Origin of the sequence: Bifidobacterium sp. ESL0764 (genome assembly GCF_029395515.1) — a bacterium.
Classification (GTDB): domain Bacteria; phylum Actinomycetota; class Actinomycetes; order Actinomycetales; family Bifidobacteriaceae; genus Bifidobacterium.
The window spans coordinates 1,943,368-1,968,223 of sequence record NZ_CP113919.1 but is presented as its reverse complement, the minus strand read 5'-3'; the positions used below and the strand labels follow the sequence as shown (position 1 = coordinate 1,968,223).

The following is a 24,856-nucleotide window of genomic DNA, read 5'->3' as shown; positions in this document are numbered from 1 at the left end:
GGATTACGGATTATAGCGTCATTGCCTTCCATGCTAATCTTCTGAATCTATCGCTGAGTTTTACGCTCAGTTTTGCGTTATCGAAAAATAATGAAGCCCGGAAATCCTTGGAATTCCGGGCTTTTGGTAGCGGGGTTAGGATTTGAACCTAAGACCTCTGGGTTATGAGCCCAGCGAGCTACCGAACTGCTCCACCCCGCGACGGCTGTTTAAGACAGCAATAATCTAGATTACGGATAATGACGCAAATGTCAAATTTTCGGCGAGTTTTTTGCTATGAGGGGAGATTTGCGGCCATAATGGAATCATGCCTATCAAGATTGCCAGCGGACTGCCTGCGCGTGAAATACTCGAGAGCGAACGGATATTCGCCATCGAAAAGCCTGAGGCGGAACAGCAGAAAATCCGTCCCCTCAAGTTGGTCATTCTCAACCTCATGCCCAAGAAAATCGAGACGGAGACGCAGCTGCTGCGTTTGATTTCCAAGTCCCCGCTGCAGGTCGACATCGATTTCATGAAGACCTCGACCCATGAGTCCACCCACGTCAGCGCCGATCACCTGCTCAAGTTCTATGAGAATTTCGACGCGTTCAAAGACAACTATTATGACGGTTTGGTGGTCACCGGCGCTCCGGTGGAACAGCTGGATTTCGCACAGGTCGATTATTGGGATGAGTTGACGCAGATCCTCGACTGGGCACAGACCCACGTTTTTTCGACGATGTACCTGTGCTGGGGCGCGATGGCAGGCCTCAACTACCGTTACGGAATCCGCAAGCAAAATTTCAAAGAAAAACTTTTCGGCGTGTTCCCGCAATTTCTGCAGGATGAGTATTGCTTTATCACCAACGGGTTCGACGAGATTTCGTTGCAGCCTCATTCGCGTGTCGCCGGCATGAACGAGGACGATATCGCGGCGAACAAGGATTTGCAGGTGCTCACCTGGGGGCCGCAGACCGGTTCCGGGCTTATCGCCGCCCGTGATTTTTCCGAGGTCTTTGTGCTTGGCCATTGGGAGTATGGCAAGTACACCTTGCGTGACGAATACGAGCGTGACAAAGCCAAAGGCCTTACGAACGTGCCGTTCCCTGCCAACTATTTCCCGCACGATGACCCCATGATGGAGCCGCTGTTCTCGTGGCGCGCCCATGCGAATCTGCTCTGGCGCAACTGGCTCAACTGGGTTTACGAAACCACCCCATATGACCTCAAAGAGGTTCCGAAACTTCGCGCAGAGAAAAAATTGGGTACCGATCGTTCCATTCGACATGAGCCCGGCATGCCGCGCAACGATTGTTTCAAACCACTGGTAAATGATGGGTATGGGGTTGTCCCGGATACGACAGAAAAGTGAGATATGCGACATATGCTGTTTATTGGTGTTGATACCTATCTATGAATGCTAATATCGAAATTAATTGTGACGATATTTACATTTTTCGGGTAAACGACGTACAATCATCAGCGGCCATTCGGAGTTGAGGGTCGTGCCGGATGCGTCAAGCCCCGCATGATTCTCGTCGCTGGAAAACCAAAAGAAGTGGAATTGTCGCCAATTCGCGTCGAATCGCGGAACGATGCATTTTCATTTCCTTTAGATGGAATAGACTGGTAGCCTCAAGATAAATCGGGGAGGGCACATGATCGAAGCTGTTGGCGCGAATATGGTGTTGGCGTCGGCGTCCGGTGCGGATTTGCCGGGTGTCAACGACTTCCTGCCTCCGGAAATCCTTTTCCAGGGCACGCCATTTGCTATCAATCGCATCATTCTCATCCGCATCGTCGCTACGATTCTCTTGCTCATCATTTTGGGCCTGACCGCGGCACGTGCCAAGCTCATTCCCGGCCGTTGGCAGGGTCTGATCGAATTCGGCATGGACTTCGTACGCAACAGCGTGGTCTACGAGACCATGGGCGAGTTGCGCGGCAAGCGTTACGTGCCGATGATCACCACCCTGTTCTTCACGATTTTCTTCTTTAACCTTTTCGGTGTCATTCCCGGGGCCAATATGGCCGCGACGGCCACCATCACCATGCCTTTGGTCTTCGCCATCTGGGTATTGGTGCAGTATTGGGTCGCTGCGTGCCGTGAAAAGGGACTTTGGGGCTACATCCGCGACGAGTGCTTCACACCTGGGGTGCCGTGGCCGGTCTACATCCTTCTGGCTCCGATTCAGCTGCTCGAGTTGGTCATCATCCGCCCGGCGTCCCTGACGATTCGACTTTTCGCCAACATGATTTCCGGCCACCTTACAGTTGCCACCTGCCTGGCGTTCGCCCAGTTCTGGATGATCGAGTCGGCCAACAAGATGGTCGGCATCCCGGTGGGGGCCGCGTGGTTCCTCGGCGGCATCGTAATGACGCTTTTCGAGGTCTTCGTAGCGTTCCTGCAGGCCTACGTCTTCTCGATTCTTGCGACGGTCTATATCAACCTGAGTTACCCGGAGGCGGAATAGCCAAAAACAGTCAGATCAAGACAACGACAATAAGGCGGCCTTGCCGAAAGAACGGCACAGGACGCAAACAATAAATTTTTACAATTGAACAAAGCAGTAACCAAAGTTGTACCGGTTTTTTTAATGCCGACACGGCACTGGAAAGGAAAACAAATGGATATCATCACTCTCGCAGCGGTTTCTGGCAACCTGAGCGTTATCGGCTACGGCCTGGCCACCCTCGGCCCGGGCCTCGGCCTCGGCATTCTCTTCGGCAAGGCCATGGAGTCCACGGCACGCCAGCCCGAAGTCAGCGGCAAGATCCAGATGATCATGTTCATCGGCTTGGCACTGGTCGAGGTTCTCGGCCTGCTCGGCTTCGTCGCCGCTCTGGTGCTCTGAAAAAGACAACCAGCGGCAAGCGAAAACAATGACGAAAACGAACGATGAAAGGAGATCACGATGACATTTGCTGCCTCGAAGGGCATCAACCTGTTTATTCCGAAGGTCTATGACATCGTATGGTCCCTGATCATTCTTGCCATAGTCGCTGTGTTCTTCTACAAATTCTTTATGCCGAAGTTCAACGCCATTTTCGACGAGCGCGCCGAAAAGATCGAAGGCAACATCGCCAAGGCCAAAAAGGCCAAGGAAGATGCGGACTTGGCCAAGAAGAAGTATGAGGACCAACTCAACCATGCCCGTGTCGATGCCTCCAAGATCACCGACGACGCCCGCGGCGAGGCGACGAAGATCATTTCCGACGCCCACACCCGTGCGGACAAGGAAGCCGAGCAGATCACCGCGAACGCCCAGCGTTCGATAGCCTCGCAGCAACAGCAGGCGATGGTGACGTTGAAGAGCGAGGTCGGTACATTGGCCACGGCTCTTGCCGGCAAAATCCTGGGTGCCAAGCTCGAGGACAGCGACGTGCAGACCAACATGCTCGACGGTATGATCGACGATCTCGACAAGAAAACAGACAATACGAAGTGATGTGTTCCATCAACCAACGGAATATGTTGCGGCACATGGATTTGAAGCAGTATTCATCCAAAGAAGGTGAGGTGAACAATGCGAGGAGAAGCGTCACTCAGCGCTGATCGCACTTCGCGCGATTCTCTGGCTCCGAAATTGCGGGACAAGGGGACGGGCGCGTGGAGAATCGGCGAGGAGCTGTTCGTCGTCACCAATCTGCTCGACCATGACGCCCGGGTGGAGCGTTCACTTACCGATCCTTCTCGGCCCACCGCCGACAAGAAGGCGTTGATCAATGCGATTCTTGCCGACCAGGCCGATCCTTTGACGGTGGATATTCTCGACGATCTGGTCTCGCGTAATTGGAGCCGGGTCAGAGATATCGCCAACGCCGTTGAGGATTTTGCCGTTGACGCAATGATGTATTACGCCGATGCGACCGATTGTACTCTAACGGTCTCCATCGAATTGGCGGAAATGCGTTCCGCGTTGCTCAAGATGTCGGTGCTGCGTTCCAAACTTTCCGACGAATTTGCACCGGCCAAGGCGCGTCTGGACCTCCTTCACACGGTTTTCGAGGGCTCGAAGCTCAACAAGGTGACCATGAGGTTGGCCGAACATGCCGTTGCCAATCCGCGTCATCGTCGTTTCCTCGTGACTCTTGAGTGGCTTATCGCCAAGTTCACCCGTCATATGGGGCAATCGATGGTTACCGTCACCACGGCCACGCCGTTGAACCAGACCCAGATCAAGCGGCTCGCCGCAATCTACTCGTCCAGGCTTGGCCGTCCGGTGCATATCAATTCATCGGTCGACCCCTCGGTTTTGGGCGGGATGCGTGTGCAGATCGGGGCGGACGTCACGGACAACACCGTTGCCGCCCAGCTGTTGCAGCTGCGACGAAAAGTGAGTACGGAGATGTGAATGGCACATCGCAGAAGAAAACAGGGCGTTTGAATAAAGCGCCTGTCCAAAGACTTATCAGTCAACAAATTAATCAATAAGGAGTGATCATGGCAGAACTTACCATTGATCCTGCGAATGTGCGAAAGGCCCTCGACGATTTCGTCGATTCGTACAAGCCCAGCGACACTCCCACCCAAGAGGTGGGCTATGTCGCGACGGCCGGCGATGGCATCGCACACGTAACGGGACTGCCTGGTTGCATGGCCAACGAGCTGCTGACGTTCGAAGACGGCACGCTCGGCCTGGCTTTCAACCTTGATCCCCGTGAGATCGGCGTGGTTATCCTCGGCGACTTCGCAGGTGTCGAGGAAGGCCAGGAGGTACGGCGCACCGGAGAGGTGCTGTCCGTACCGGTCGGCGACGGCTACCTCGGGCGTACGGTTGACCCTCTGGGCAAACCGATCGATGGCTTGGGTGAAATCAAAAGCGAAGGCCGCAGAATTCTCGAGGCGCAGGCCCCGGACGTGATGCATCGTCAACCCGTTGTGGAACCGCTTTCCACGGGGTTGAAGGCCATTGACGCGATGACACCGATCGGCCGTGGTCAGCGCCAGCTCATCATCGGCGATCGCCAGACCGGCAAGACGGCCATCGCGATCGATGCGATTTTGAACCAGAAGAGCAACTGGGAGAGCGGCGACCCGAAGAAGCAGGTGCGCTGCATTTATGTGGCCGTCGGCCAGAAGGGCTCCACGATCGCCTCCGTGCGTCAGAGCCTTGAAGAGGCGGGCGCGATGGAATATACGACCATCGTGGCTTCCCCGGCTTCCGATTCCGCAGGTTTCAAGTACATCGCCCCCTACACCGGTTCGGCCATCGGCCAGCACTGGATGTATCACGGCAAGCACGTCCTCATCGTCTTCGACGACCTGTCGAAGCAGGCCGAGGCCTACCGTTCGATCTCCCTGCTGCTGCGTCGTCCGCCGGGGCGTGAGGCCTACCCGGGAGACGTCTTCTATCTGCATTCCCGTCTGCTCGAACGTTGCGCCAAGCTCTCCGATGATCTTGGCGGCGGTTCGATGACCGGTCTGCCGATTGTGGAGACGAAGGCGAACGACGTGTCCGCCTACATCCCGACGAACGTCATCTCGATCACCGACGGCCAGATCTTCCTGCAGTCCGACCTGTTCAATGCCAATCAGCGCCCCGCAGTGGACGTCGGCATCTCGGTCTCCCGCGTCGGTGGCGCGGCCCAGACCAAGGCGTTGAAGAAGGTCTCCGGCACGCTCAAGATCTCGCTGGCGCAGTACCGCTCGTTGCAGTCCTTCGCGATGTTCGCCTCTGACCTGGATGCGGCTTCCAAGGCGCAGCTGACGCGTGGCGCGCGCCTGACCGAGCTGTTGAAGCAGCCTCAGTTCTCGCCGTATTCGATGGAGCAGGAGGTCGTCTCCGTGTGGGCCGGCACCCACGGCAAGCTCGATGATCTCGAGATTGCCGACGTGCTGCCGTTCGAGCATGGCCTGTTGGGCTATCTTGAGCACAACACCGATATCTTGAAGACGATTCGCGACACCGAGAACTTCACCGATGACACGGAGAAGGCTTTGGATGAAGCTGTCGAGAAATACCGCGAGAACTATGTGACCAAGGCCGGCAAGCCGTTGGTCGTAAAGTCGCCGGTTGCCACCACTGCCACCAAGATTGAGCAGGAAAAGATTGTGGCGGGTGATAAGTAACCCATGGCTTCGCAACTCGGATTGAAATCACGCATCACCTCCACCACGTCGTTGGGCAAGATCTTCAACGCGCAGGAGATGATCGCTTCTTCGCATATCGCCAAGGCACGCTCTGTCGCGCTCAACGCGAAGCCATACAGCGACGCGATTTTCGATGCCGTCCAGGCGCTGGCCGCACATACCGATATTGATCATCCGATTGTCAAGTCCACGGAACACAACCCTCGGGTCGCCGTTCTCGCCTTGACGTCGGACCGCGGTATGGCCGGTGCCTATACCTCGTCGATCATCCGCGAGACGGAATCGTTGCTCGCTCGCCTCGACGAAGCGGGCAAGCAGCCTCTGCTGTACGTTTACGGTCGCCGTGGAGTTTCCTATTACCAATACCGCAATCGTCAGATCGCGGCGACATGGGAAGGCAACACCGACCAGCCGGGCGCCGAGACCGCCAGGGAAATCGCCAACCGGCTGTTGGACGACTATATGAAAACGGCTGCGCAGGGCGGTGTTTCCGAGCTGTATATCGTCTTCACGGAATTTGTGAACATGGTGGTGCAGAAGGTCCGTGTGCTGCGGATGCTGCCGGTCGAACTGGTCAGGAACGGCGACAACCAGGCAGATGTCAATATCACTGCCGAGTCCGACGCCAAAACCGAAAGCGGGCAGTCCGATTCCTCGGTGGCTACTACGGGCGGAGATGTGACAGCTGTAGCGAAAAGCGATCAGATGTCACCGCTCTACACGTTCGAGCCGAACATCGACAAGGTCTTGGATGCGATTCTGCCGAAGTACGTGCAGTCGCGTATCCATGAATGCCTGTTGACCGCGGCCGCCTCTGAGACGGCGAGCAGGCAGAACGCCATGCACACCGCGACAGACAACGCCAACAACCTGATCGATACCCTGACGCACCAGCTCAACGCTTCTCGCCAGGCTTCGATCACCCAGGAACTTACTGAGATAATCAGCAGCGCAGACGCGCTGAACAAAGAGGAAGAGTAGGAACGCTTATGGCACAAAACGAGTCAACGGCTCAGTCCAGCGCGACCTCCGCCGACAAGGCGAACGATTTGAATGCCGGACGTGTGACGCGCGTCCAGGGTTCGGTGATCGACGCCGAGTTTCCGGCGGGGCACCTGCCCGACATCTACAATGCCCTGAAAGTCAAGATCGGCAACGAGGGAGACACCGAAGGCGAGACCGTCAAGGAGATCACCCTTGAGGTCGAGCAGCAGATCGGTGATTCCACGGTGCGCGCCGTCGCTTTGAAGCCTACCGATGGCCTCGTGCGCGGTGCGACGGTCACCGATACGGGCGGCCCTATCGAGGTGCCGGTCGGCGACGTGACCAAGGGACATGTATTCGATGTCACGGGCAACATTCTGAACGCAAAGCCCGACGAGCATATCGAGATCAAGCAGCGGTGGTCCATCCACCGCAATCCGCCGGCCTTCGACCAGCTCGAGAGCCGAACCAAGATGTTCGAGACGGGCATCAAGGTCATCGATCTGCTGACCCCGTACGTCGAGGGCGGCAAGATCGGCCTGTTCGGCGGCGCAGGCGTCGGCAAGACCGTGCTGATTCAGGAGATGATCCAGCGCGTGGCGCAGAACCACGGCGGCGTCTCCGTGTTCGCCGGCGTCGGCGAACGCACCCGTGAGGGCAACGACCTGATCGGCGAGATGGGCGACGCAGGCGTCTTGGAGAAGACCGCGTTGGTCTTCGGCCAGATGGATGAGCCTCCGGGGACGCGTCTTCGCGTGCCGCTGACGGCCCTGACGATGGCGGAGTACTTCCGCGACGTTGAAAACCAGGACGTGTTGCTCTTCATCGACAACATCTTCCGCTTCACGCAGGCGGGCTCCGAGGTCTCCACGCTGCTCGGCCGTATGCCGTCCGCTGTGGGCTATCAGCCGAACCTGGCCGACGAGATGGGCTCCCTGCAGGAGCGCATCACCTCGACCCGCGGCCACTCGATCACCTCGTTGCAGGCCATCTACGTGCCCGCCGACGATTACACCGATCCGGCCCCGGCCACGACCTTCGCTCACTTGGACGCGACCACCGAGCTCTCTCGTGACATCGCCTCCCAGGGCATCTACCCGGCCGTCGACCCGCTCTCCTCCACCTCGCGAATCCTCGATCCGCGCTATGTGGGCCAGGAGCACTACGACACCGCGAACCGCGTCAAGGCGATTTTGCAGCGCAACAAGGAGCTCCAGGACATCATCGCCCTGATCGGTATCGACGAGCTCGGCGAGGAAGACAAGACCACCGTCAACCGCGCCCGCAAGATCCAGCAGTTCCTGGGCCAGAACTTCTATGTCGCGAAGAAATTCACCGGCTTGGAAGGCTCCTATGTCAAGGCCGACGAAACGGTCGAAGCGTTCAAGCGCATTTGCGACGGCAAGTATGACGACGTGCCCGAACAGGCGTTCAGCGGCATCGGCGGTATCGACGACCTCGAGCACAAGTGGCACGACATGCAGAAGGAATATGCGTGATGGCTGGCTCGCAGATGAAAGTGAATATCGTCGCTTCCGACCGTCCCTTGTGGAGCGGCGTCGCGAAGTCCGTTTCCATCCCCGCCAGCGAGGGTGGCATGGGCCTTCTGCCCGACCACGAGCCGATTCTGACGGTGATCGACAAGGGCACGGTTTCGGCCATTGACGTTGGCGGCAACCGTCACAGCTTCGAGGTGACCGACGGATTCGCGTCCTTCGATTCCAACAAGCTGACTATCGCCGTCGAAACCGGCGTCGACACCAAGAAGGATCCGACACAAGCGGCAGAGTAGTTCGTCCGGTTCGTCGGCAACTTTCGTCAATAAAGCGGGGGCATCGATACGTTCGGTGCCTCCGTTTTTGCATATTCTCTGGTGATTATATTGTCTTAATTTGCTTATTATTGTTCTTTGCTGTAATTTTAGAGCTAAATAAACAAAGTGAGGCAATAATGAGCAACGCAGCATCATCTCCAGTATCTCGTGTGCAATTGCGTATGGATTCAGGACTCAAAGAAAAAGGTGAGCGCCTTTTCCGCAGCATGGGCCTTGATTTCAGCAGTGCAGTCAACATGTTTGTGGCCCAGGCCGTGCGTGAACAGCGTATACCATTCCAGCCCTCGGCTCAGACTTCGTTTGAGCGTTCTGTGTTGGCAACTGAAGATGAGCCGCTGAGTGAACCGATGAGTCTCGAGGAAGTGAAGTCGAGGATACGCCATGTATAGCTTTCGTACCACGAAACAATTCGATCGTGATATCAACAAGATGCGAAAGCTGCATCGAGACTTGACGAAGATGGATAAAGCTCTCGATGCTTTGACAAGCAATGACATAGATTTATTGGCGGGGCATTACCGTGACCATAAACTTACCGGGGCTTTGCAAGGGTATCGTGAATTGCATATCGAAGGCGATTGGCTTTTGGTGTACAAGAAAATAAAAGAGACGATTACCATAGTTCTCACACGCACCGGAACTCACGACACTTTATTGTGAGCCCTTTTCGCCTAGAGGCTCGGGTAAGGTAGCCAGCGTGCGAATTATTGTTGCTGACTGCTCCGCCGTCTACTCCGGGCGGCTCAACGCCTCGCTGCCCATGGCCAAGCGGGTGCTCATGATCAAGGCCGACCAGAGCCTGCTGATTTTCTCCGAACTCGGTTCCTACAAGCCGCTCAATTGGATGGCAGCGCCCTGTACGATCCGTGAGGTGACGCCCGAAAATGAGGCTGAGAACGGCGAGGAAGGAAATGCTTCGACTACACCAAAAGAAGCGACTGAAACCGAAGCGATGGCGGATTCGGATGAAGGCGCTGTTGGGGATAGCACCGTGCAAACCACCGTCGACGCGGCGATAAACATTGATGTAGCTGCCGAACCATTGCCCGAAAAGGTCTTTCGCGTCGCCTCGCAGAAGTCGACCGACGTGCTCGAAGTGACGGTGCAGCACGTCTATTCCGACGAGACCTACGATCTGGGAGAGGATCCGGGCCTGACCAAGGATGGTGTGGAAGACCATCTCCAGTATTATCTGGCCGCTCAGATTGAGCGGATCGGCAAGGGAGCGAAACTGGTGCGCCGCGAATACCCCACGCCGATCGGCCCGGTCGATATCATGGCCATCGACGGGGCCGGCCAGCACGTCGCCATCGAGATCAAGCGTCATGGCGGCATCGACGGTGTCGAACAGCTCACCCGTTACGTGAAGCTGCTCAACAAGGATCCGTTGCTCGCCCCGGTTCGTGGTATGTTCGCCGCCCAGACGATCACCCCGCAGGCCAAAGTCCTGGCCACTGCGCGTGGTTTTGATTGCCTTATCCTCGACTACGAGGACATGAAAGGTACTGACGACGACAGCCTGCGTCTGTTCTGAGGCAGACCAACGTCGGGCAGGCTTGCGATTCTATGAATTTGCATGATATGGATTCGTGCCTTGGTTTCGTGCGTTGGCATTGCGCTGATGATTTTGTCCGATTTCGCTGTATTTCAGCCGGCGCTTTGTTATGATATGAAAATTCCCGAACATCACACGATGGTGAATGCTCGGGAATTTCTATGGTCTGGTGTGCGCTCAGACTACTTGTCGAATTTCGGCGACCGACTCACTGAGCCGTCTGCGTGGCTCCGTAATCGTAGAGGATGTCGACCACGAAGTAGAGCGTCGAATTGGCGGGAATCTTGGCCTGTGCGGTCTTGCCGTAACCCAAATCCGGGGGGACGACCAGCAGCACCTGAGAGCCGACCGTCTGACCGGCAAGGCCCTTCTTCCAACCGTCGACGACCTGCTGCAGCGAGAACTGCGAGGACTTGCCGCGATCCCACGAGGAATCGAACTTCGACGGCTTGCCGTCCTTGTCCATCACCCAGCCGGTGTAATGCGCGTCGATGGTGTCTGTTTCGGCGACCTTCTTGCCCGTGCCGCGGATCAGCGGCTGGACGACGAGATCATTGCCTGGTTTGTAACCGTTGAAATCAATGGAAGGCGCACCCTTTTTGTCGAGCGTCACCTTCGGCAGGTCGGCAGGAACGTCGGTCACCTTGGTGCCTTTGGCCTTCGTCAGCGGCTTGGATTGCGAAACGAGAGTGATCGCCATGATGTACGAAGTGCTGGCTTTGTTGTGGTCGTTGACGCCGAAAGCGATGGTCGAGTTGATCTTCTGGTCTTTGAGCACGTTGTAATAGGTTTTGCCCGCGCCGTCCTCGTTCATCACCATCGAGCAGTCGGGCGTGTTCTTCTCCCAGGTGCTGATCATCTCGCTGCCGTCCTTGGCGTTCAGCGCGATGCCTTGGATGCAGACGTGATTGTCTTTTTTAATTGCGGCGCCATTCCCTTTTTGCAGTACGGCATAGGAATTATTGACCACGGTCATGGGGGTGTGGAAAGTGATTTTCGGCTTTTTGCCAAGCGTTCCGGTGGCCTTGACTCCGGCCATCTGCGTGTCGGAAGAGGAATCGGCGGATTTGCTGTTGTCGCTGCCCGACCCGCAGGCGACCAAGCCGAATGACAGGGCGATGGCGCAAGCCGCTGCGAGCATGCGGCCGAATGTTCGGGGGTGTTTGTTGCTCATGGTTCACCACATTAGCCCTGAACCTTGATTTAGCGCATAGTCGGAGATGGCTGAGCCGATATCGTCGGCTGGCTGATGGTGATTGGCCATGGTGGAGATGTGATTTTTTCTGTATCTATCCCTGCGATACAGAGTAAATCACAGAATTCGGCTCAAAAGTGTGATTTGCTTTGTATTCGTCGTGAGCTTACAGAGTAAATCACATAATCGGACCTAAAAGTGTGATTTACTCTGTATGCAATAATGTAATACCGTGATAATCGCTCACAGAATTCTATCGGATAGACCTTGTAGAATATAAGGCAATATGACTTCACAACAGGATAAAAAGAATAAGCGCAACGCAAAGCCGACCAGACACGCGGTGATCATGCGTGGCGTTGTCGCGCCGATTTTCGGCCTTCTTGCGGTGTTGTTCATCGTCTTGGGCACCTTGAACATGACCGTTTGGAAGCCGGCGCGTGAGGTCAGTGCGACTACCTCGGTTTCCGGAACCCGTTATGTCGTCACTGATTCCGGGATGTTGAATCTACTCGCCAAATCCGTCGATGTAGAAGTGAGCACTCACGGCGACCGGGCAAAAGCCGCATCCCGCTCCGATAAAACGAAGACAGCAAAATCTAGCGCGCGGACCTGTGTGGCCTTGGGCAATGCCAAAGACGCCGCCGGCTGGCTGGCCGGTCAGCAATATGTACGAGTGACCGGGCTGGATGGCTGGAAAGCGCTTTCCACCAAAACCGATACAGGGTCCAGGATCGACACCTCGAAAAGCGGCGATGAGGTCGCTTTCAAGGATTCGGATATGTGGACGAGCGTGAAGTGCGGAGACTCTGCCATCAAGCTGAACCTCAATGATGTGAGAAGCGATCAGGTGATGGTCGTGGACATGGGCGCGACGCCCAAGAAATCGGCGAAACCGAGTGCCATCATCACCATGCATTGGGTGCGCGATCAGGTGCCCAATCATGCGCTTCCGTTCTTCGTCGCGGCCGGCGTATGCGGGGTGCTGACCATATTGTCTGCTTCTATTTTTGCGATTATGGCCAACGAATCGTTCAAGCGCAAGCGTGCGAAGCGTCGTGAGGAGCGTGAGAAGGCGAAGGCCGAGGAAGTCTCGATTTCCGAGGCCATGACCGGAAGCATCGCTGTGCTTCGGACGAGTCTGACGCACTCGAGTCATAACCATCGTCCCTCTCATAAGATTCGTCCTTCCGACATTGGGGCTTCGGACGAGGCGTCGAGGGCCGAAGGCGGCGCTGACGCTGCGTCGGGTGAGGGGTCATTGTTATCTGGTACTTCGGAAACCGGACTTTCGGCGCCCAGTATCATCGATCCAACCAGACGCAATCTCGTCGCCGATATGCAGATGAAGAACGATACCGATGGAAACGACGACAGCACGGATAACGTTGACGACGCCGATGCCGACGGTAACGACGACAAAACGGAAACCGCTCGACCTCAGAGTTCTGAACCTGAGCGTTCCGGTGAGGGCGAAACGGTTGCAGGTACGGACTCTGAACACTTGGCTGAGGGTGCGAAAGCAGTCGATAGTGATGAAAAGAATCACGGCGTGAAACGGTCCGGGCGCCATTGCGGCAAACCGGAACAGGAAACCGAATCGGATGCCGCCGCGACCCCGGCCCATGTAGGAAGGCACGCGCGGCATACCACAGCAAGCCGTGTCGACGATAGTAGTGCCGGTAATCTCAATAATGGCAACAATACTGATGGCCGCAAGAAAGAGACCACTGACTTTAGAGATGCCAACGTATCCGTGTCTCTTCAACAGTCGGCAGGAAACGCCGGCTCTGATAATGCTGAACACTCTGATGCCCGCAATGGCGAAGGCCGCACGGCCTCAAGTGCCGATGAGCTGATTGACGAAGGCCACGCGCAAGCCGAAACCACGGTGATTTCAATGAGTGACCTGCGTGCGTATTTTGCCCGTCTCTCTTCGGAAACGTCGGAAACGTCGGAAACGTCGAACGGTGAGGCCGACGCCGCCAACGCTACGTCGAAGCAAACCAGTGAAACACCGACCGTGAATGAGGACGAAAAGAACGTATGAGTACGAAGAAACTGTTGAAAACATTGACGGCGGTGGCGCTCGCTGCAGCCACACTGGTCGGGGCGGCCGCGTGCGGCGAGAAAACCCCGCAACCGCAAGGGGCCGAATCGTCGACCCAGACTCCGGATATCACCGAAGCCCAGGAAAAAGCGATACGCAAGTCGATCCTGGACGTTCTTGACGCTTCGGACAACGCCAAAAAACCGGACGGACTGTCGGCACGCGTCACCGGGCCGGCCCAACAGGTGCGTACCAGCGAGCTGTCGATTGCCCAGGCCACCGGTGCGCTCGACCCCAAGGCCACCATTCCCAAAGACATCGCGCAGACGATTATTCCCACCCAGTCGGGTTGGCCGCGTTCGGTGTTCTCGATCACCACCACCACAAAGGACCAGCAGTCCAAGCGTCTTCTGGTGATGACTCAGCAGGGCCCGCGAAGCAATTACAAACTGTGGGGCGTGGTGAGACTGTTCCAAGGGGCGAAGCTTCCGGAATTCGCCATTCCTTCAATCGGTGCCAGTTTGGGTTCGCCGGATGATTCCGGATTGTCGATGACCCCGCAACAGGCGGTGGATGAGTATGCGGACGTTTTGACGCACGGGCAGCAGAGCAAGTTCGCGGCGAGATTCAGCAACGATTATTTCCGCCAAGATCTTGACAAACTTTCCGCAACGGTCCAGCAGGGCATGGAACGCAACCATGGCACGCAGACCCAGACGTTCACACCGGTCAAAAACGAAATCGCGGTGATGCGTTCCAGCGAGGGCGGCGACCTGGTGGTCTCGCAGATCAATTCGGAATGGACCCGTATCGCCGGCGAAGGACGCGAATCGCAGCCGGCCAGCGACGCCGAGCGCGCGTTGTTCGGTCAGGGCAAGGCCACCGGAACGATGAAGGTGACGTATGTCAACGTCTTGGCCTTCTACGTGCCGCCGGCCAAGTCAGGCAAAAAGGTGGTCGCGGTAGGTGCCGAACGTCAGCCGATCAAGGTCGAAGCGCTCTAGATCATCGGCCCCGGTCCGCCATCAGACAAAGCGGTGTCCTGCGGGGCGGGCGGCAGGTAGATTAGATGGTGTTTATACGCGTATCGGATAGATAGTGACCCCTGTGTCGAGCCGACGCAGCGAGAAAGAAGGCACTTTTGGCAGCAGCAAACAATTCAGGGACGAATCCGGGCATTTCATTGGCGGGTGCGGTTGATTTGAGTTCGATCAAGCATCAGGTGCAGGCCGAGCCGGGTCAGGCCGGCGGTGCGCCGAGCGCAGGTGGCTATGTCATCGACGTCACCGAATCCACGTTCCAAGCGGTTCTGCAGACCTCCGCCACCTATCCGGTGGTGCTGTTGCTGTGGATTCCCACTGACGACCGCCTGTTCGCGATGGCCAAAAAACTCGGGGATACCATCAATGGGATGAAAGGGCAGCTGCAGCTGGCCCGTATCGATATCAACGCGGAACCTGGTATCGCCCAGGCCTTCCAGATCAAGGGCGCGCCTGCATTGTTCGCGCTTATCGGAGGCCGGCCCATGCCGATTCTCGAGGGGCTGCCGAGCGACGAGGAATTGAGCCAGATCAGCGACACCTTGCTGCCGCAGATCGTGCAGTTGGCCCAACAGGCCGGAGTCACCGGCACCGCGCCGTATTCCGGCGATCCGGATGCCGATGCTGCTGCCGGTGAGGGAGCGGATGCGGCCGAGCAGGTGCCGCCGGAGCATCAGCAGGCCCACCAGCTCGCGGCCGACGGCGACTATGCCGGTGCCGCCGAGGCTTATGCTCAAGTACTTGAAGCGAATCCGAACGATACCCTGGCCGCCCGCGAACGTTCCAAGGCATTGCTGCTGGCGCGTTCCGGCAGCGCGGATGTGCGCGTGGTCCGCGCCGCCGCGGCCGAGCATCCCGACGATGTCGACGCCCAGCTTGCCGTCGCCGATATCGACATGATCGGCGGCCAGATCGAGGACGCGTTCTCGCGCCTGCTTGATTTTCTCGCGGCCGGTCACAAGGCCGATTTGGAGCCGGTGCGCAAGCGCCTGCTCGAGTACTTCGCCATTCCCGCGCCGGACGACCCGCGCTTGAAGGCCGCTCGCCGCCGCCTGTCCACGTTGATGTACTAATTATTCGTGCCGATTGCGGTCGTAAATGCCTCAGCGGTCGTCTATTCGTGCCGATTGCGGCCGTAGATCTGCTCAAAATGCGGGCCCTGCTTGGCCAGTTCTTGCTCGAAGTCCTCGCTCCAGGTCGCAAACGGCCTGCCGGCGAGCCCGTCGTTGGAGAACCGCGCCTGATCGGTGATTTCGGTGACGCAGAAATCAGGGATGATGAGGTTGGTGACCGGCCGCGAACGTTTGGCCTCGGCCACCACCAGCGGCGCGTTCAATCCGCCGAAGACGTCGATGTCCCAGCCGTCCTCGCCGATCCAGGCCGCAAAGCGGTTTTTGATGATGACCTCGCCGCCGCGTTTGATCAGCTCAGCGGCGATGTTGGCATCGATCTCGCGCTCCGCCTCGTAGCGCGTGCCGCCCACAGACGGGCCCTTGATGGCCACCGACGCCTCGGAGAAATCGTCACGATATTGGTCGAGCACCGCCATCGCATCGGTGTCGGCGTCCATCTCGATGCGGTTTTTCCGGCTCAACAGACGCACGCGCAGCGCGTAGTTGTCGGAGTGCACGTAGTAGCTCTGCACAATCAGTGTCGGCGCGCTGCCGTCGTCCAGTTCCGCAGGCATGGTTCGGCAGAAGAACCGCCGGTCGAATTCGAAGTCGTTCATTTCAGGAGCCATATATCAAGTCTAGACGGATGCCACGCCGTTTGGTCGGCTGCGGTGCTATGCTGAAACCTGTTGTTTGGGTCCGTAGCTCAGCTGGATAGAGCGTTCGCCTCCGGAGCGAAAGGTCGCGGGTTCGAATCCCGTTGGGCCCACAAAATTGCCGATGACTTACTGGCTGCGGTCTGCCTGCGGTCTGTCTGCGGTTATTGTGCGCAAATCGATGGTTCCAGCTTTTGATCAAGTTCGCTGAAGAACAGCTTGATGTCCTTTTTGTTCTTATGAATCTGGGTGAGCGGCGCGCGCTTCGTCTTGGAACGCACCAACGCGCTCACGCTCGATCCGCCTTCGGCCTCGTCCACGGTCGCCACGAGGTCTTCGCCCCACGCGAACGCGGTGACGCCGGTGGTGAAGATGCACGCCTGCTTCTCGTCGTTGCGGGCTTTCAACGTGAAGGTTTTGCTGCCGCGTAGCAAATTGAGCATAACGTTGTAGGTCTCTTCGGGCTTCGTTGCGTATGTGTGGCGTTCCGCTTTGATTCCGCCATTCAGAATTCCCATGATTCCTTCTTCTTGGAGGGTTGGTTGGATATCACGATCATGATATCTCTCGATTATGAAGAACGAGCCAAGGCTTTTACGAACATGCAAAAAATTATAAGTATAAGTGAAACAATCCCAAAAAAAAGAAAAGTTTTCAGTATACTTTAAACTTTTTGGATTATATAGTAAAGTTTAAAGTACAGGTGAAAGTAAAGAGGACTTATGGTCATTGAACGGCCCGCATATCTTGAACGCATCAAGCCGTACGTTGGCAAGAACATCATCAAAGTGCTTACCGGCGTCAGGCGCTCCGGCAAGTCGACGCTGTTGTATTTGCTGAAGCGGCACATGCTGTCGCAGGGTGCTGCCGAAGCCAATATGCTCCATCTGCGTTTTGAATCCGCGCAGCTGGCCGATGTCAAAAACGACAGGGACCTCACGCAATATGTGTATGAGCGCATCGATACCAAGAAACCTGTGTGCCTGTTCCTCGATGAGATTCAGGAAGTCGAGCATTGGGAACGTGCCTTGCGCGCGTTCATGGTGGATTGCGATGCCGACATTTATATCACAGGTTCCAACGCGAGTGTGCTCTCCAGCGATTTGGCGACGTTCATCACCGGCCGCTACGTGACCATCGAGGTCTTCCCGCTTTCGTTCAAGGAATTCGAGCCGGCGTATCGCGTTGCTCATCCCAAGGCGGACAAGCGGGAAGCGTTCCGTGCGTATGCGGTTCAGGGTGGGTTCCCTTTCCAGAATGAGCTTGATTTTGACCGGGATGCTTCGTTGCATTACTTGGATGATCTGTTCTCGACGATTCTGCTGAAGGATGTGGTCAAGCGTAATGATATCCGCGATGTGGATATGCTCGAGCGAATCGTGCGCTACGCCGTAGCCGAAGAAGGACATCTTTTGACGACCAAACGTATTTCCGATTACCTGAAAAGCGAGCAGCGCAAGGTCAGTGCGGCAACGGTGGCCAATTATCTTGAGGCTGCCGCGCAGGCGTATCTTCTGTATCGCGTCCGTCGCGAGGATACGGTCGGCAGAAAAATGCTATCGTTTAACGATAAATATTATGTCGTCGACCAGGGGTTGCGTCAGGCTCTTGGTCTTGACAATGCCGCGAACATCGACCAGGTGCTGGAAGGCATTGTGTACGTTGAGCTTTTGCGCCGGGGCTATAAGGTCAACGTCGGCAAAGTGGGAGATGCGGAGGTCGATTTCGTCGCACGTCGCAATGGCGAGACCGAATATTTTCAGGTCTCGTATCTGGTCGCCGACGAGCAGACGCGGAATCGTGAGTTCGGGGTATTGGCCAAGATGGATGACAACTATCGCAAGACGGTGCTTTCTCTCGACGAGTTCCCCTACAGCGTCGACGGCATCCGCGGCATCAATCTGGTCGATTGGTTGCTGGAGTAGGTAGGGATTGATTGAGTATGAGAATGATGGAAGTTCCATGACGGCTGGTATGCCACTCTATGGCAGCCGGAAGGTGTTGGTTTTGGTTGCTCGGTTTACGACATTTGTGAGTAGATGATGACGTTCCTTGTGTGTATTTGTCCGTTGTGCTGATAGGATGAAATACTTTACTCAAAGAAGCAAGGAGAAGTGAGCACGTTGGATTTTGATTCTTTGGTGGAAAGGCTTGGAACGGCTTCGACAATAAAAGATATCGAGGAGGCTGTCTTTTACGATTTCAAATGCGAGGCATATGGCTATTACGAGCCAAGACTTACCGCTGCTGCCAAAGACGGGCAAGCTATCTTGGACAAATATGCGTTCGTCGCCAACAACGGTCCATTTGACGACAATCAGTCGATACTCAATTGGCTGAAGAATATTACCCTTAGCGTGGAAGCCATCAAGCGAGGAGTTGATCCGTTTTTCTGTATATCGGCCCCTTCCGCGCTGCGTGCTTATTCTGTGCTTGGCTGGAACCGGGACGGATCCGGCAGTTCGCAGCTGATTAATATGTTTGGCAGGGCCTTATGGGGCGAGTTTTCCTCTGATTATCCGCATGCGAATATTGGGAAACCGTATTATCAGAATTTCATTGACCGATTTTCTGAGTTCTCGAAAGTGAACGACAACCGTCAACTCAAGAAATTTGCCAGATTGGTCCATACCATCGGCAATTTCATGGATGGGCCTCGTCAGGGGCGCCTCGAACGGTCAAACGAGTCCCTAGGCTATTTTTCAGCGCAAATGGATTGCTTTAATGGTCGTCCCGACATGTTGCTTTCCTGGCTTTATGGATACGGCAAAGGAAACGTTCCGGCCAGCTTGCACAATGAGGAGGTGCGCAAGCAGTGGCGCGACTGGATTGGGCAGCACAAGGAAGCCTATCTGCTCGATTGCTACTTCGACAGCGAAGGCAAGCCGATATCGCTGGATGGCCGTGGTTCGGGAAGCCGGGGGCAACAGCTTGATCGCTATCTCCGGACGGTCAATTCGCTGATAGAATTCCGTGGATTGCGCATTGTCGAACGGCTTAATCCCGCCTTGACGGGCAATAGGAATTTTCAGAAACGCATCAATGAACTGAGCCGGGAATTGCCCGGTGCCGGAAAGACGTCTGAGGCGCCGACTTCGCTCGCGTCGCCTTCAAAGCGAATGAGTGCTGTACCTCTGCCGCAGTCTTCGGTGAACAACACTCATGTTGTGCCAGCAAGCGCTGTTCCTTTGTCGCACACTCCAACAAGTAATCCGGTTGTGCCAGTGAACGCTGTTCCACTGCACACAATTCCGGCGAACAGCCACGTTATCTCGATGAATGCTGTTCCTTTGCCCAAGACTTCAACGATTAACCGTAGCGTGCCGTCAACTGCTGTTCCTTCATCGCCTCGTTCGGATATCCATTTGATTGATGAGCCTCCTATCGCCCAAGGGTTCAGCGGTGGCCGGTCGGCTCGGCAAAAGCATGAAGCGCAACCATCTAGGCAAAGCGTGCTGAAGCTCAACCCGAATGATATTGACTTCATGAAAGAGCCAGAACCTGATAAGGGCGTGAACGAAAATCCGCATACTGAACCGCGGATATTCGGACAGCGGAAGGCCGAAAATCGTCAATCGACGACAGTCAAAGCAAAGAAGTCCAAGCCGATATTCAGAAAAGCCAAGAAGCAACCGTCGATGGCGACTGCCCAGCGTGATGCTCGTTTGCAGGGTGAGCCAAGTGAATTTGCTGGTTTGCCGCGCTACGTCAAGGACGCCTTCCCGGATGTGGCGGATGGCTATGCGACTGCGTTCGGCGCAAATCCAATCGCCTGCTTGAGCGAGAGCTTTGCCGCGCTGGCCGTTGTAGTGGCTGCGTTTACGTTCCTTATCGGCTTTGTCGAGCTGTTCACATCCGGTCTTTTTGCCCATCAGATTTCGCACGCGACTTCAGAACTTTTCTCGATGAGCGGCTTTGTGAGCTCGTACAAAGGCGTGACTTCACCGGTGTATAGCAGCGCGGTTGTGCGTAATGCAACTTTGCTTCTGTTCCTGCTTGCATATCTGCTGGCGTACGTCGAATTCTTCCGAGCGGGCAGATACGACAGGAAGGGCAAGCCGTTGCGGATTATGGCGATTGTCCTTGTGGCGATTTTTGTGGTCCTAGCAATGATTCCGCTTGTTTTGGCTCTTTGGTATACGGACACGAATAAGCACTATCTTGCGGACAGGGCGACATTGAAATCCTCTGAATCCCGAGGGTTCCTGTCCGTGGTCAATTTGCTGTATAAGCAGAGAGGCCTTGTCGGGGCTTATATCGTTGCTTTGATTATCGTCCTGATTCTTCTGATTGTGTTCCCGCTGTTTCTCAAAGCTTCGCGGAAACTGGTCGGCTTCGTGCTGTTGTCTGCGGGCATTGTCTATGCGGCTGTGCCGTTGGCGTTTTTGCTGATTGAAAACCTGATCCCTCTGGTGTACACGGTTATCGCATTGGCGGTATTTGCGTTGATATTCTGGCTGGTGGTCAAAGTGGGGAATGTCAGTGATAGCCAATCGGAATCGTCGTCAAGTACCTCGCACGATGACCGGGCACGTAAGCCTTCGAAAGAGGAAATGGCTAAACAAGAAGCTAGTGCCAAAGAGCTTGCTAAGCACACATTCAAGTTTAACGAGCGTTGCGTTTGCAATAAAGATCTCTCGGATTTTGCGTGGGTACTTGTGCCAAAAGGTGCCCATGGCATAGTTAAGTCAGATTTTAAGAGCAGCAATGTAAGTTTGAAAACGGTATACGAAGTTGATTTCGGTAAGGCACGAAATGAACATGGTGAGCAAATCGGTAGACAGCACATTGTGGCAACCAACTTAGATAAGTGCTGATTTTTATAAACTCTGAAGGTTATTAAAAGTGTTGTGGGAGGAAACATGAATATTGATTTAAAAGATTATTTAGTTAGTGCGGATGCGCCAATCTCCAACGACTTGGAATCCATGTGGGCCCAGCAAGATCCCATCAAAAAGTTTCTCTATTACAAGGCAATCAATGACCAGAATGGTTGGAGCCTCGACGCCGATTGCTGGCCGACAGTGATGTCGGTCGAAAAGCGGTTGCTGTTGAAGTTGGGATTGGTCGATGAATCCGAGCTCACGCAGGATCGAGGCCGTACGATAAAGCTCAATGATCAAGACGGAAATATGGTCGAAACCGATACGTGTTTCTCGGCTTTCCAGATTATCAAGGGTTTTATCAAACGGTCTGGCGCAGACGCTGATATCAGGAAGAAATATGATATTCCAGCTACTGAGGATTCGGTGACCAACTACAAGCTACAGAAGTATGGCTTTGACTACGTGGATTTCGTGGTCGATTCGTTGGAATCTCGTCTCGATGAACATGACGATGTAACACGGACGGCGCTCGCTCGTTACGTCGGTCTTACCCATACGCTTGGCGATATTATTTTGATACCGTGCCACTGCAATGTGGCCAAGAACATGTTTTACCAAGAGAATATTCTCAATCTTTACGCCGCGCTCAAGACGGGTGTTGTACAAGTAAAGAACGCCGTTTTGAATGGTGATTTCTCTTGGTATTGCGAACCGTCTGATGCCAAGCGGCTCGGTTTCGGAACTGCTTTGGCCGACGAATCGATACAGGGTTTTGACCTTACTAAGGGTTGTGCCGAAGTCCCAGATTCTCAAGGTTCACAGAACGAGGAACCGCGACTAATGACAGCTGCGGATTTGGATGCCATATCTAAGCTCGTCGAAAATCGCAACAATCATCTCGAAGAATATGTGCAATCGGATTGGTTCAAGGTTTCCTGATGATTCGTCAATAGATTAACTATATAATACAATTAGCCGGTTGAAAAACCGCGATACTATAGACTTGGGCCCCAGCTATTTTGGCTGGGGCCCAGTTGGTTCACTCGACACGCTAGACTGAGGTGCATGAATCCTGAAGCGTTGAGTGAACTTATTTCTGATATTGCACATGGGCTGGTTGCGGCCGGTCAGGCCGGCGAGCTGAGCGACGAGCTGGTGCCGCCGGTCGAGAAGCTGGCTGTGATGCGGCCGAAGGACCGCGCGCACGGCGACTGGTCGTCGAACGTGGCGATGCAGCTGGCCAAGAAGGCTGGTATGAAGCCACGCGATCTGGCCGAGGCGTTCGCCGCCAAACTGCGTGACGCCGATGGCATCGCCTCCGTCGAGGTGGCCGGGCCCGGTTTCATCAATATCACGCTTGATTCGGCCTCCGCGGCCGCCGTGGTCTCGCAGATTCTGGACCAGGCCGTCGACGTCGATTCCGTCGATAAGGGCGTCGAGGTCTGGAAGGGCAAGGATAGCGATACCACCACTTCTACCGCGAAAACCGTACATTCCACCAAGTTCGGCCTGAACGACCATTTGGCCGGCAAGACGCTGAACCTTGAATTCGTCTCGGCCAACCCGACCGGCCCGATTCATATCGGCGGCGTGCGCTGGGCGGCGACCGGCGACTCCATGGCCCGCGTGCTCGAGGCCAACGGCGCCAAGGTCGTGCGCGAATACTACTTCAATGACCACGGCGAGCAGATCAATCGCTTCGCCAAGTCGCTGGTGGCTGCGGCCCACGGTGAGGAAACCCCGGCCGATGGCTACAAAGGCACGTATATCAACGAGATCGCCGACCGCGTGATCGCCGAGGCCAAGGCGGACGGCGTGGATGTGCTCGCACTGCCCCGCGTCGACGGCGGCAAGGACAAGGACGGCAATGCGCTCGGCGAGGGCGATTCCGAGCAGCGCGAGGAGTTCCGCAAGCGCGCGGTGCCGATGATGTTCGCCGAGATCCAGCAGTCGATGAAGGATTTCCGCGTCAATTACGACGTGTGGTTCCACGAGAACAGCCTTTATCAGGACGGCGCCGTCGAAAAGGCCATCGCCTGGCTGCGCGAGCACGGCGACATCTACGAAAAGGACGGGGCCACCTGGTTCGCCTCGACCAAGCACGGCGACGACAAGGACCGCGTCATTATCAAGTCCAACGGTGAGTATGCCTACTTCGCTGCCGACATCGCCTATTATTACGACAAGCGCCACCGCGAGGTGAATCCAGCTGACGTGGCCATCTACATGCTCGGTGCCGACCACCACGGCTATATCGGCCGCATGATGGCGATGTGCGCCGCGTTCGGTGACAAGCAAAACGTCAACATGCAGATCCTCATCGGTCAGATGGTCAACGTGATGAAGGACGGCAAGGCCGTGCGCATGTCCAAGCGCGCCGGCAACGTCGTCACCATCGACGACCTTGTGGAGGCCGTGGGCGTGGATGCAGCGCGCTATTCGCTGGCCCGAACCGACTACAACACCAGCGTCGACATCGATCTCGACGTGCTCGCCTCGCACACCAACGAGAACCCGGTGTATTACGTACAGTATGCGCACGCGCGCAGCTGCAACGTCGACCGCAACGCGGAGGCGGCGAAGATTGACACCAACGCCGCCGACCTGTCGCTGCTCGACACTCCTGCCGACGGCGAGGTACTGGGCTCGCTGGCCCAGTGGCCGTCCGTGGTCACCGACGCCGGCGACCTGCGCGCCCCGCACAAGATCGCGCACTACCTCGAATCGCTCGCCGGCACGTACCACAAGTGGTACAACCTCGAGCGCGTGGTGCCGATGGAACTGACCGGCTTGGACGAGCGCAAGATGGACGAGGCCGAGCGCGTCGCCAAGTGCCCGGAACCGGCCCGTGCCGCCGCACGCTTGCAGTTGAACGACGCGGTCCAGCGCGTGATCGCCTCCGGCCTGGCGATGCTCGGCGTCACCGCCCCCGACAAGATGTAGTACTGATTGGCGTTAAATCGGCCACGTTTTCCATTGTGGAATGACGCGGCCGATTTCTTTATACGGTATTTATCATTGTTTGCACGCGGATAGGCGATAGGGAAGAACAAAGGAGAGAATATGGCCGACGAAACCATCAAATTCACGGACGAAAAATGTTTCACACAGGCGCAGGTCGAGCGTCTTTTCCTTTCCGTCGACTGGGTTTCCGGAAAGTACCCGGAACGTTTGTACAAGGCCTTGATGGGTTCTTCCACGGTCTTTTCGGCGTGGGACGGCGATCGGCTTGCCGGGCTGGTGCGCGTTTTGGATGACGGGGCGATGATGGCCTATATGCATTACGTTCTGGTCGATCCCAAATATCAGGGCAGAGGCATTGCCGGTCATATGGTTGAAATGGTCAAGCAACGTTACTCCGATTACTTCTACATCGAAGTCATGCCGGAGGAAAGCAAAAACGCGGCGTTCTATCAAAAACACGGGTTCGAAATCATGCAAGATGGCGTAGCCATGCAGATTTGCAATGGATGAGTGGACTTGCCGTTGGTTCTGCCAAGTGCACAGGATATTGCGATTTTCGACTGA

General features: G+C 55.9%; 23 protein-coding genes and 2 tRNA genes. 21 read left to right on the top strand and 4 right to left on the bottom strand.

The features are described from left to right. Window positions 1–124: 124 nt before the first annotated feature. Window positions 125–201, bottom strand: a tRNA-Met gene (locus tag OZX71_RS07630). A 106-nt stretch (window positions 202–307) separates the two neighbouring features. On the opposite strand from OZX71_RS07630, the gene metA reads away from it, so the two are divergent. The 12 genes from metA (at window position 308) to nucS (ending at window position 10,428) form a co-directional block, all read left to right on the top strand. Further along, window positions 308–1,354 (top strand): homoserine O-succinyltransferase, encoded by a 1,047-nt coding sequence (metA, locus tag OZX71_RS07625; protein WP_277159883.1) that lies wholly within the window; start codon window positions 308–310, stop codon window positions 1,352–1,354. 286 nt (window positions 1,355–1,640) lie between these two features. Further along, complete coding sequence (gene atpB / locus OZX71_RS07620) at window positions 1,641–2,456, top strand: F0F1 ATP synthase subunit A (RefSeq protein WP_277146157.1); 816 nt, start codon at window positions 1,641–1,643, stop codon at window positions 2,454–2,456. 153 nt (window positions 2,457–2,609) lie between these two features. Next, on the top strand, window positions 2,610–2,837 hold the full coding sequence (atpE, locus tag OZX71_RS07615; RefSeq protein ID WP_277146158.1) for an ATP synthase F0 subunit C: 228 nt from the start codon (window positions 2,610–2,612) through the stop codon (window positions 2,835–2,837). 60 nt (window positions 2,838–2,897) lie between these two features. After that, entirely contained in the window at window positions 2,898–3,431 is a 534-nt protein-coding gene (locus OZX71_RS07610; protein WP_277146159.1) for a F0F1 ATP synthase subunit B, read from the top strand. Between the two features lie 78 nt (window positions 3,432–3,509). Further along, entirely contained in the window at window positions 3,510–4,337 is an 828-nt protein-coding gene (locus OZX71_RS07605) for a F0F1 ATP synthase subunit delta (protein ID WP_277159882.1), read from the top strand. An 89-nt stretch (window positions 4,338–4,426) separates the two neighbouring features. Beyond that, the gene (gene atpA / locus OZX71_RS07600; protein ID WP_277146161.1) at window positions 4,427–6,055 is read left to right on the top strand and encodes a F0F1 ATP synthase subunit alpha; all 1,629 of its coding nucleotides are present in this window, start codon (window positions 4,427–4,429) and stop codon (window positions 6,053–6,055) included. Between the two features lie 3 nt (window positions 6,056–6,058). After that, the gene (locus OZX71_RS07595; RefSeq protein ID WP_277159881.1) at window positions 6,059–7,057 is read left to right on the top strand and encodes a F0F1 ATP synthase subunit gamma; all 999 of its coding nucleotides are present in this window, start codon (window positions 6,059–6,061) and stop codon (window positions 7,055–7,057) included. 8 nt (window positions 7,058–7,065) lie between these two features. After that, window positions 7,066–8,559, top strand: coding sequence for a F0F1 ATP synthase subunit beta (gene atpD / locus OZX71_RS07590; protein ID WP_277156820.1), 1,494 nt, complete (start codon window positions 7,066–7,068; stop codon window positions 8,557–8,559). After that, window positions 8,559–8,852, top strand: coding sequence for a F0F1 ATP synthase subunit epsilon (locus OZX71_RS07585; protein ID WP_277159880.1), 294 nt, complete (start codon window positions 8,559–8,561; stop codon window positions 8,850–8,852). The genes atpD and OZX71_RS07585 overlap by 1 nt, the downstream gene beginning before the upstream one ends. A gap of 158 nt (window positions 8,853–9,010) precedes the next feature. Beyond that, window positions 9,011–9,283 (top strand): type II toxin-antitoxin system RelB/DinJ family antitoxin, encoded by a 273-nt coding sequence (locus OZX71_RS07580; RefSeq protein ID WP_277146165.1) that lies wholly within the window; start codon window positions 9,011–9,013, stop codon window positions 9,281–9,283. Then, entirely contained in the window at window positions 9,276–9,554 is a 279-nt protein-coding gene (locus OZX71_RS07575; RefSeq protein WP_277159879.1) for a type II toxin-antitoxin system YafQ family toxin, read from the top strand. The genes OZX71_RS07580 and OZX71_RS07575 overlap by 8 nt, the downstream gene beginning before the upstream one ends. Window positions 9,555–9,591: 37 nt before the next feature. Beyond that, complete coding sequence (gene nucS / locus OZX71_RS07570) at window positions 9,592–10,428, top strand: endonuclease NucS (protein ID WP_277159878.1); 837 nt, start codon at window positions 9,592–9,594, stop codon at window positions 10,426–10,428. Window positions 10,429–10,657: 229 nt separating this feature from the next. On the opposite strand, the gene OZX71_RS07565 is transcribed toward nucS, so the two are convergent. Beyond that, window positions 10,658–11,623 (bottom strand): FKBP-type peptidyl-prolyl cis-trans isomerase, encoded by a 966-nt coding sequence (locus OZX71_RS07565; protein WP_277159877.1) that lies wholly within the window; start codon window positions 11,621–11,623, stop codon window positions 10,658–10,660. Between the two features lie 307 nt (window positions 11,624–11,930). On the opposite strand from OZX71_RS07565, the gene OZX71_RS07560 reads away from it, so the two are divergent. The 3 genes from OZX71_RS07560 (at window position 11,931) to OZX71_RS07550 (ending at window position 15,807) form a co-directional block, all read left to right on the top strand. Beyond that, window positions 11,931–13,694 carry a hypothetical protein gene (locus OZX71_RS07560; protein ID WP_277159876.1) on the top strand — a complete coding sequence of 588 codons (1,764 nt, stop codon included), beginning with the start codon at window positions 11,931–11,933 and terminating at the stop codon, window positions 13,692–13,694. Beyond that, window positions 13,691–14,698 carry a hypothetical protein gene (locus OZX71_RS07555; protein ID WP_277159875.1) on the top strand — a complete coding sequence of 336 codons (1,008 nt, stop codon included), beginning with the start codon at window positions 13,691–13,693 and terminating at the stop codon, window positions 14,696–14,698. The genes OZX71_RS07560 and OZX71_RS07555 overlap by 4 nt, the downstream gene beginning before the upstream one ends. Window positions 14,699–14,835: 137 nt before the next feature. Further along, window positions 14,836–15,807, top strand: a complete 972-nt coding sequence (locus OZX71_RS07550) for a tetratricopeptide repeat protein (RefSeq protein WP_277146171.1) — start codon at window positions 14,836–14,838, stop codon at window positions 15,805–15,807. A 41-nt stretch (window positions 15,808–15,848) separates the two neighbouring features. Here the strand turns inward: OZX71_RS07550 and OZX71_RS07545 are convergent, their stop codons facing one another. Continuing rightward, window positions 15,849–16,475, bottom strand: a complete 627-nt coding sequence (locus tag OZX71_RS07545; RefSeq protein WP_277146172.1) for a hypothetical protein — start codon at window positions 16,473–16,475, stop codon at window positions 15,849–15,851. A gap of 66 nt (window positions 16,476–16,541) precedes the next feature. Here OZX71_RS07545 and OZX71_RS07540 point away from each other — a divergent pair. Beyond that, window positions 16,542–16,615: transfer RNA gene (locus OZX71_RS07540), tRNA-Arg, on the top strand. A 51-nt stretch (window positions 16,616–16,666) separates the two neighbouring features. On the opposite strand, the gene OZX71_RS07535 is transcribed toward OZX71_RS07540, so the two are convergent. Beyond that, a complete protein-coding gene (locus OZX71_RS07535; protein WP_277146173.1) occupies window positions 16,667–17,020 on the bottom strand; it encodes a hypothetical protein in 354 nt (117 codons plus the stop codon). 204 nt (window positions 17,021–17,224) lie between these two features. On the opposite strand from OZX71_RS07535, the gene OZX71_RS07530 reads away from it, so the two are divergent. The 5 genes from OZX71_RS07530 (at window position 17,225) to OZX71_RS07510 (ending at window position 24,802) form a co-directional block, all read left to right on the top strand. Continuing rightward, window positions 17,225–18,427, top strand: coding sequence for an ATP-binding protein (locus tag OZX71_RS07530; RefSeq protein WP_277159874.1), 1,203 nt, complete (start codon window positions 17,225–17,227; stop codon window positions 18,425–18,427). 189 nt (window positions 18,428–18,616) lie between these two features. Then, complete coding sequence (locus OZX71_RS07525) at window positions 18,617–21,319, top strand: hypothetical protein (protein WP_277159873.1); 2,703 nt, start codon at window positions 18,617–18,619, stop codon at window positions 21,317–21,319. A gap of 45 nt (window positions 21,320–21,364) precedes the next feature. Continuing rightward, window positions 21,365–22,267: a hypothetical protein gene (locus OZX71_RS07520; RefSeq protein ID WP_277159872.1), complete on the top strand. Its 903-nt coding sequence runs from the start codon at window positions 21,365–21,367 to the stop codon at window positions 22,265–22,267. Between the two features lie 126 nt (window positions 22,268–22,393). Further along, window positions 22,394–24,271, top strand: a complete 1,878-nt coding sequence (argS, locus tag OZX71_RS07515) for an arginine--tRNA ligase (protein WP_277159871.1) — start codon at window positions 22,394–22,396, stop codon at window positions 24,269–24,271. Between the two features lie 120 nt (window positions 24,272–24,391). Continuing rightward, the gene (locus tag OZX71_RS07510) at window positions 24,392–24,802 is read left to right on the top strand and encodes a GNAT family N-acetyltransferase (RefSeq protein WP_277159869.1); all 411 of its coding nucleotides are present in this window, start codon (window positions 24,392–24,394) and stop codon (window positions 24,800–24,802) included. The last annotated feature ends 54 nt before the right edge of the window (window positions 24,803–24,856 follow it).

Coding starts and splice junctions, on each gene's coding strand:
- OZX71_RS07595 (WP_277159881.1), top strand. CDS start 6,059: ATGGCTTCGCAACTCGGATTGAAATCACGCATCACCTCCACCACGTCG.
- atpB (WP_277146157.1), top strand. CDS start 1,641: ATGATCGAAGCTGTTGGCGCGAATATGGTGTTGGCGTCGGCGTCCGGT.
- OZX71_RS07535 (WP_277146173.1), bottom strand. CDS start 17,020: ATGGGAATTCTGAATGGCGGAATCAAAGCGGAACGCCACACATACGCA.
- metA (WP_277159883.1), top strand. CDS start 308: ATGCCTATCAAGATTGCCAGCGGACTGCCTGCGCGTGAAATACTCGAG.
- OZX71_RS07610 (WP_277146159.1), top strand. CDS start 2,898: ATGACATTTGCTGCCTCGAAGGGCATCAACCTGTTTATTCCGAAGGTC.
- atpA (WP_277146161.1), top strand. CDS start 4,427: ATGGCAGAACTTACCATTGATCCTGCGAATGTGCGAAAGGCCCTCGAC.
- OZX71_RS07555 (WP_277159875.1), top strand. CDS start 13,691: ATGAGTACGAAGAAACTGTTGAAAACATTGACGGCGGTGGCGCTCGCT.
- atpE (WP_277146158.1), top strand. CDS start 2,610: ATGGATATCATCACTCTCGCAGCGGTTTCTGGCAACCTGAGCGTTATC.
- OZX71_RS07575 (WP_277159879.1), top strand. CDS start 9,276: ATGTATAGCTTTCGTACCACGAAACAATTCGATCGTGATATCAACAAG.
- OZX71_RS07530 (WP_277159874.1), top strand. CDS start 17,225: ATGGTCATTGAACGGCCCGCATATCTTGAACGCATCAAGCCGTACGTT.
- OZX71_RS07520 (WP_277159872.1), top strand. CDS start 21,365: ATGAATATTGATTTAAAAGATTATTTAGTTAGTGCGGATGCGCCAATC.
- argS (WP_277159871.1), top strand. CDS start 22,394: ATGAATCCTGAAGCGTTGAGTGAACTTATTTCTGATATTGCACATGGG.
- OZX71_RS07565 (WP_277159877.1), bottom strand. CDS start 11,623: ATGAGCAACAAACACCCCCGAACATTCGGCCGCATGCTCGCAGCGGCT.
- OZX71_RS07560 (WP_277159876.1), top strand. CDS start 11,931: ATGACTTCACAACAGGATAAAAAGAATAAGCGCAACGCAAAGCCGACC.
- OZX71_RS07580 (WP_277146165.1), top strand. CDS start 9,011: ATGAGCAACGCAGCATCATCTCCAGTATCTCGTGTGCAATTGCGTATG.
- OZX71_RS07510 (WP_277159869.1), top strand. CDS start 24,392: ATGGCCGACGAAACCATCAAATTCACGGACGAAAAATGTTTCACACAG.
- atpD (WP_277156820.1), top strand. CDS start 7,066: ATGGCACAAAACGAGTCAACGGCTCAGTCCAGCGCGACCTCCGCCGAC.
- OZX71_RS07605 (WP_277159882.1), top strand. CDS start 3,510: ATGCGAGGAGAAGCGTCACTCAGCGCTGATCGCACTTCGCGCGATTCT.
- OZX71_RS07545 (WP_277146172.1), bottom strand. CDS start 16,475: ATGGCTCCTGAAATGAACGACTTCGAATTCGACCGGCGGTTCTTCTGC.
- OZX71_RS07585 (WP_277159880.1), top strand. CDS start 8,559: ATGGCTGGCTCGCAGATGAAAGTGAATATCGTCGCTTCCGACCGTCCC.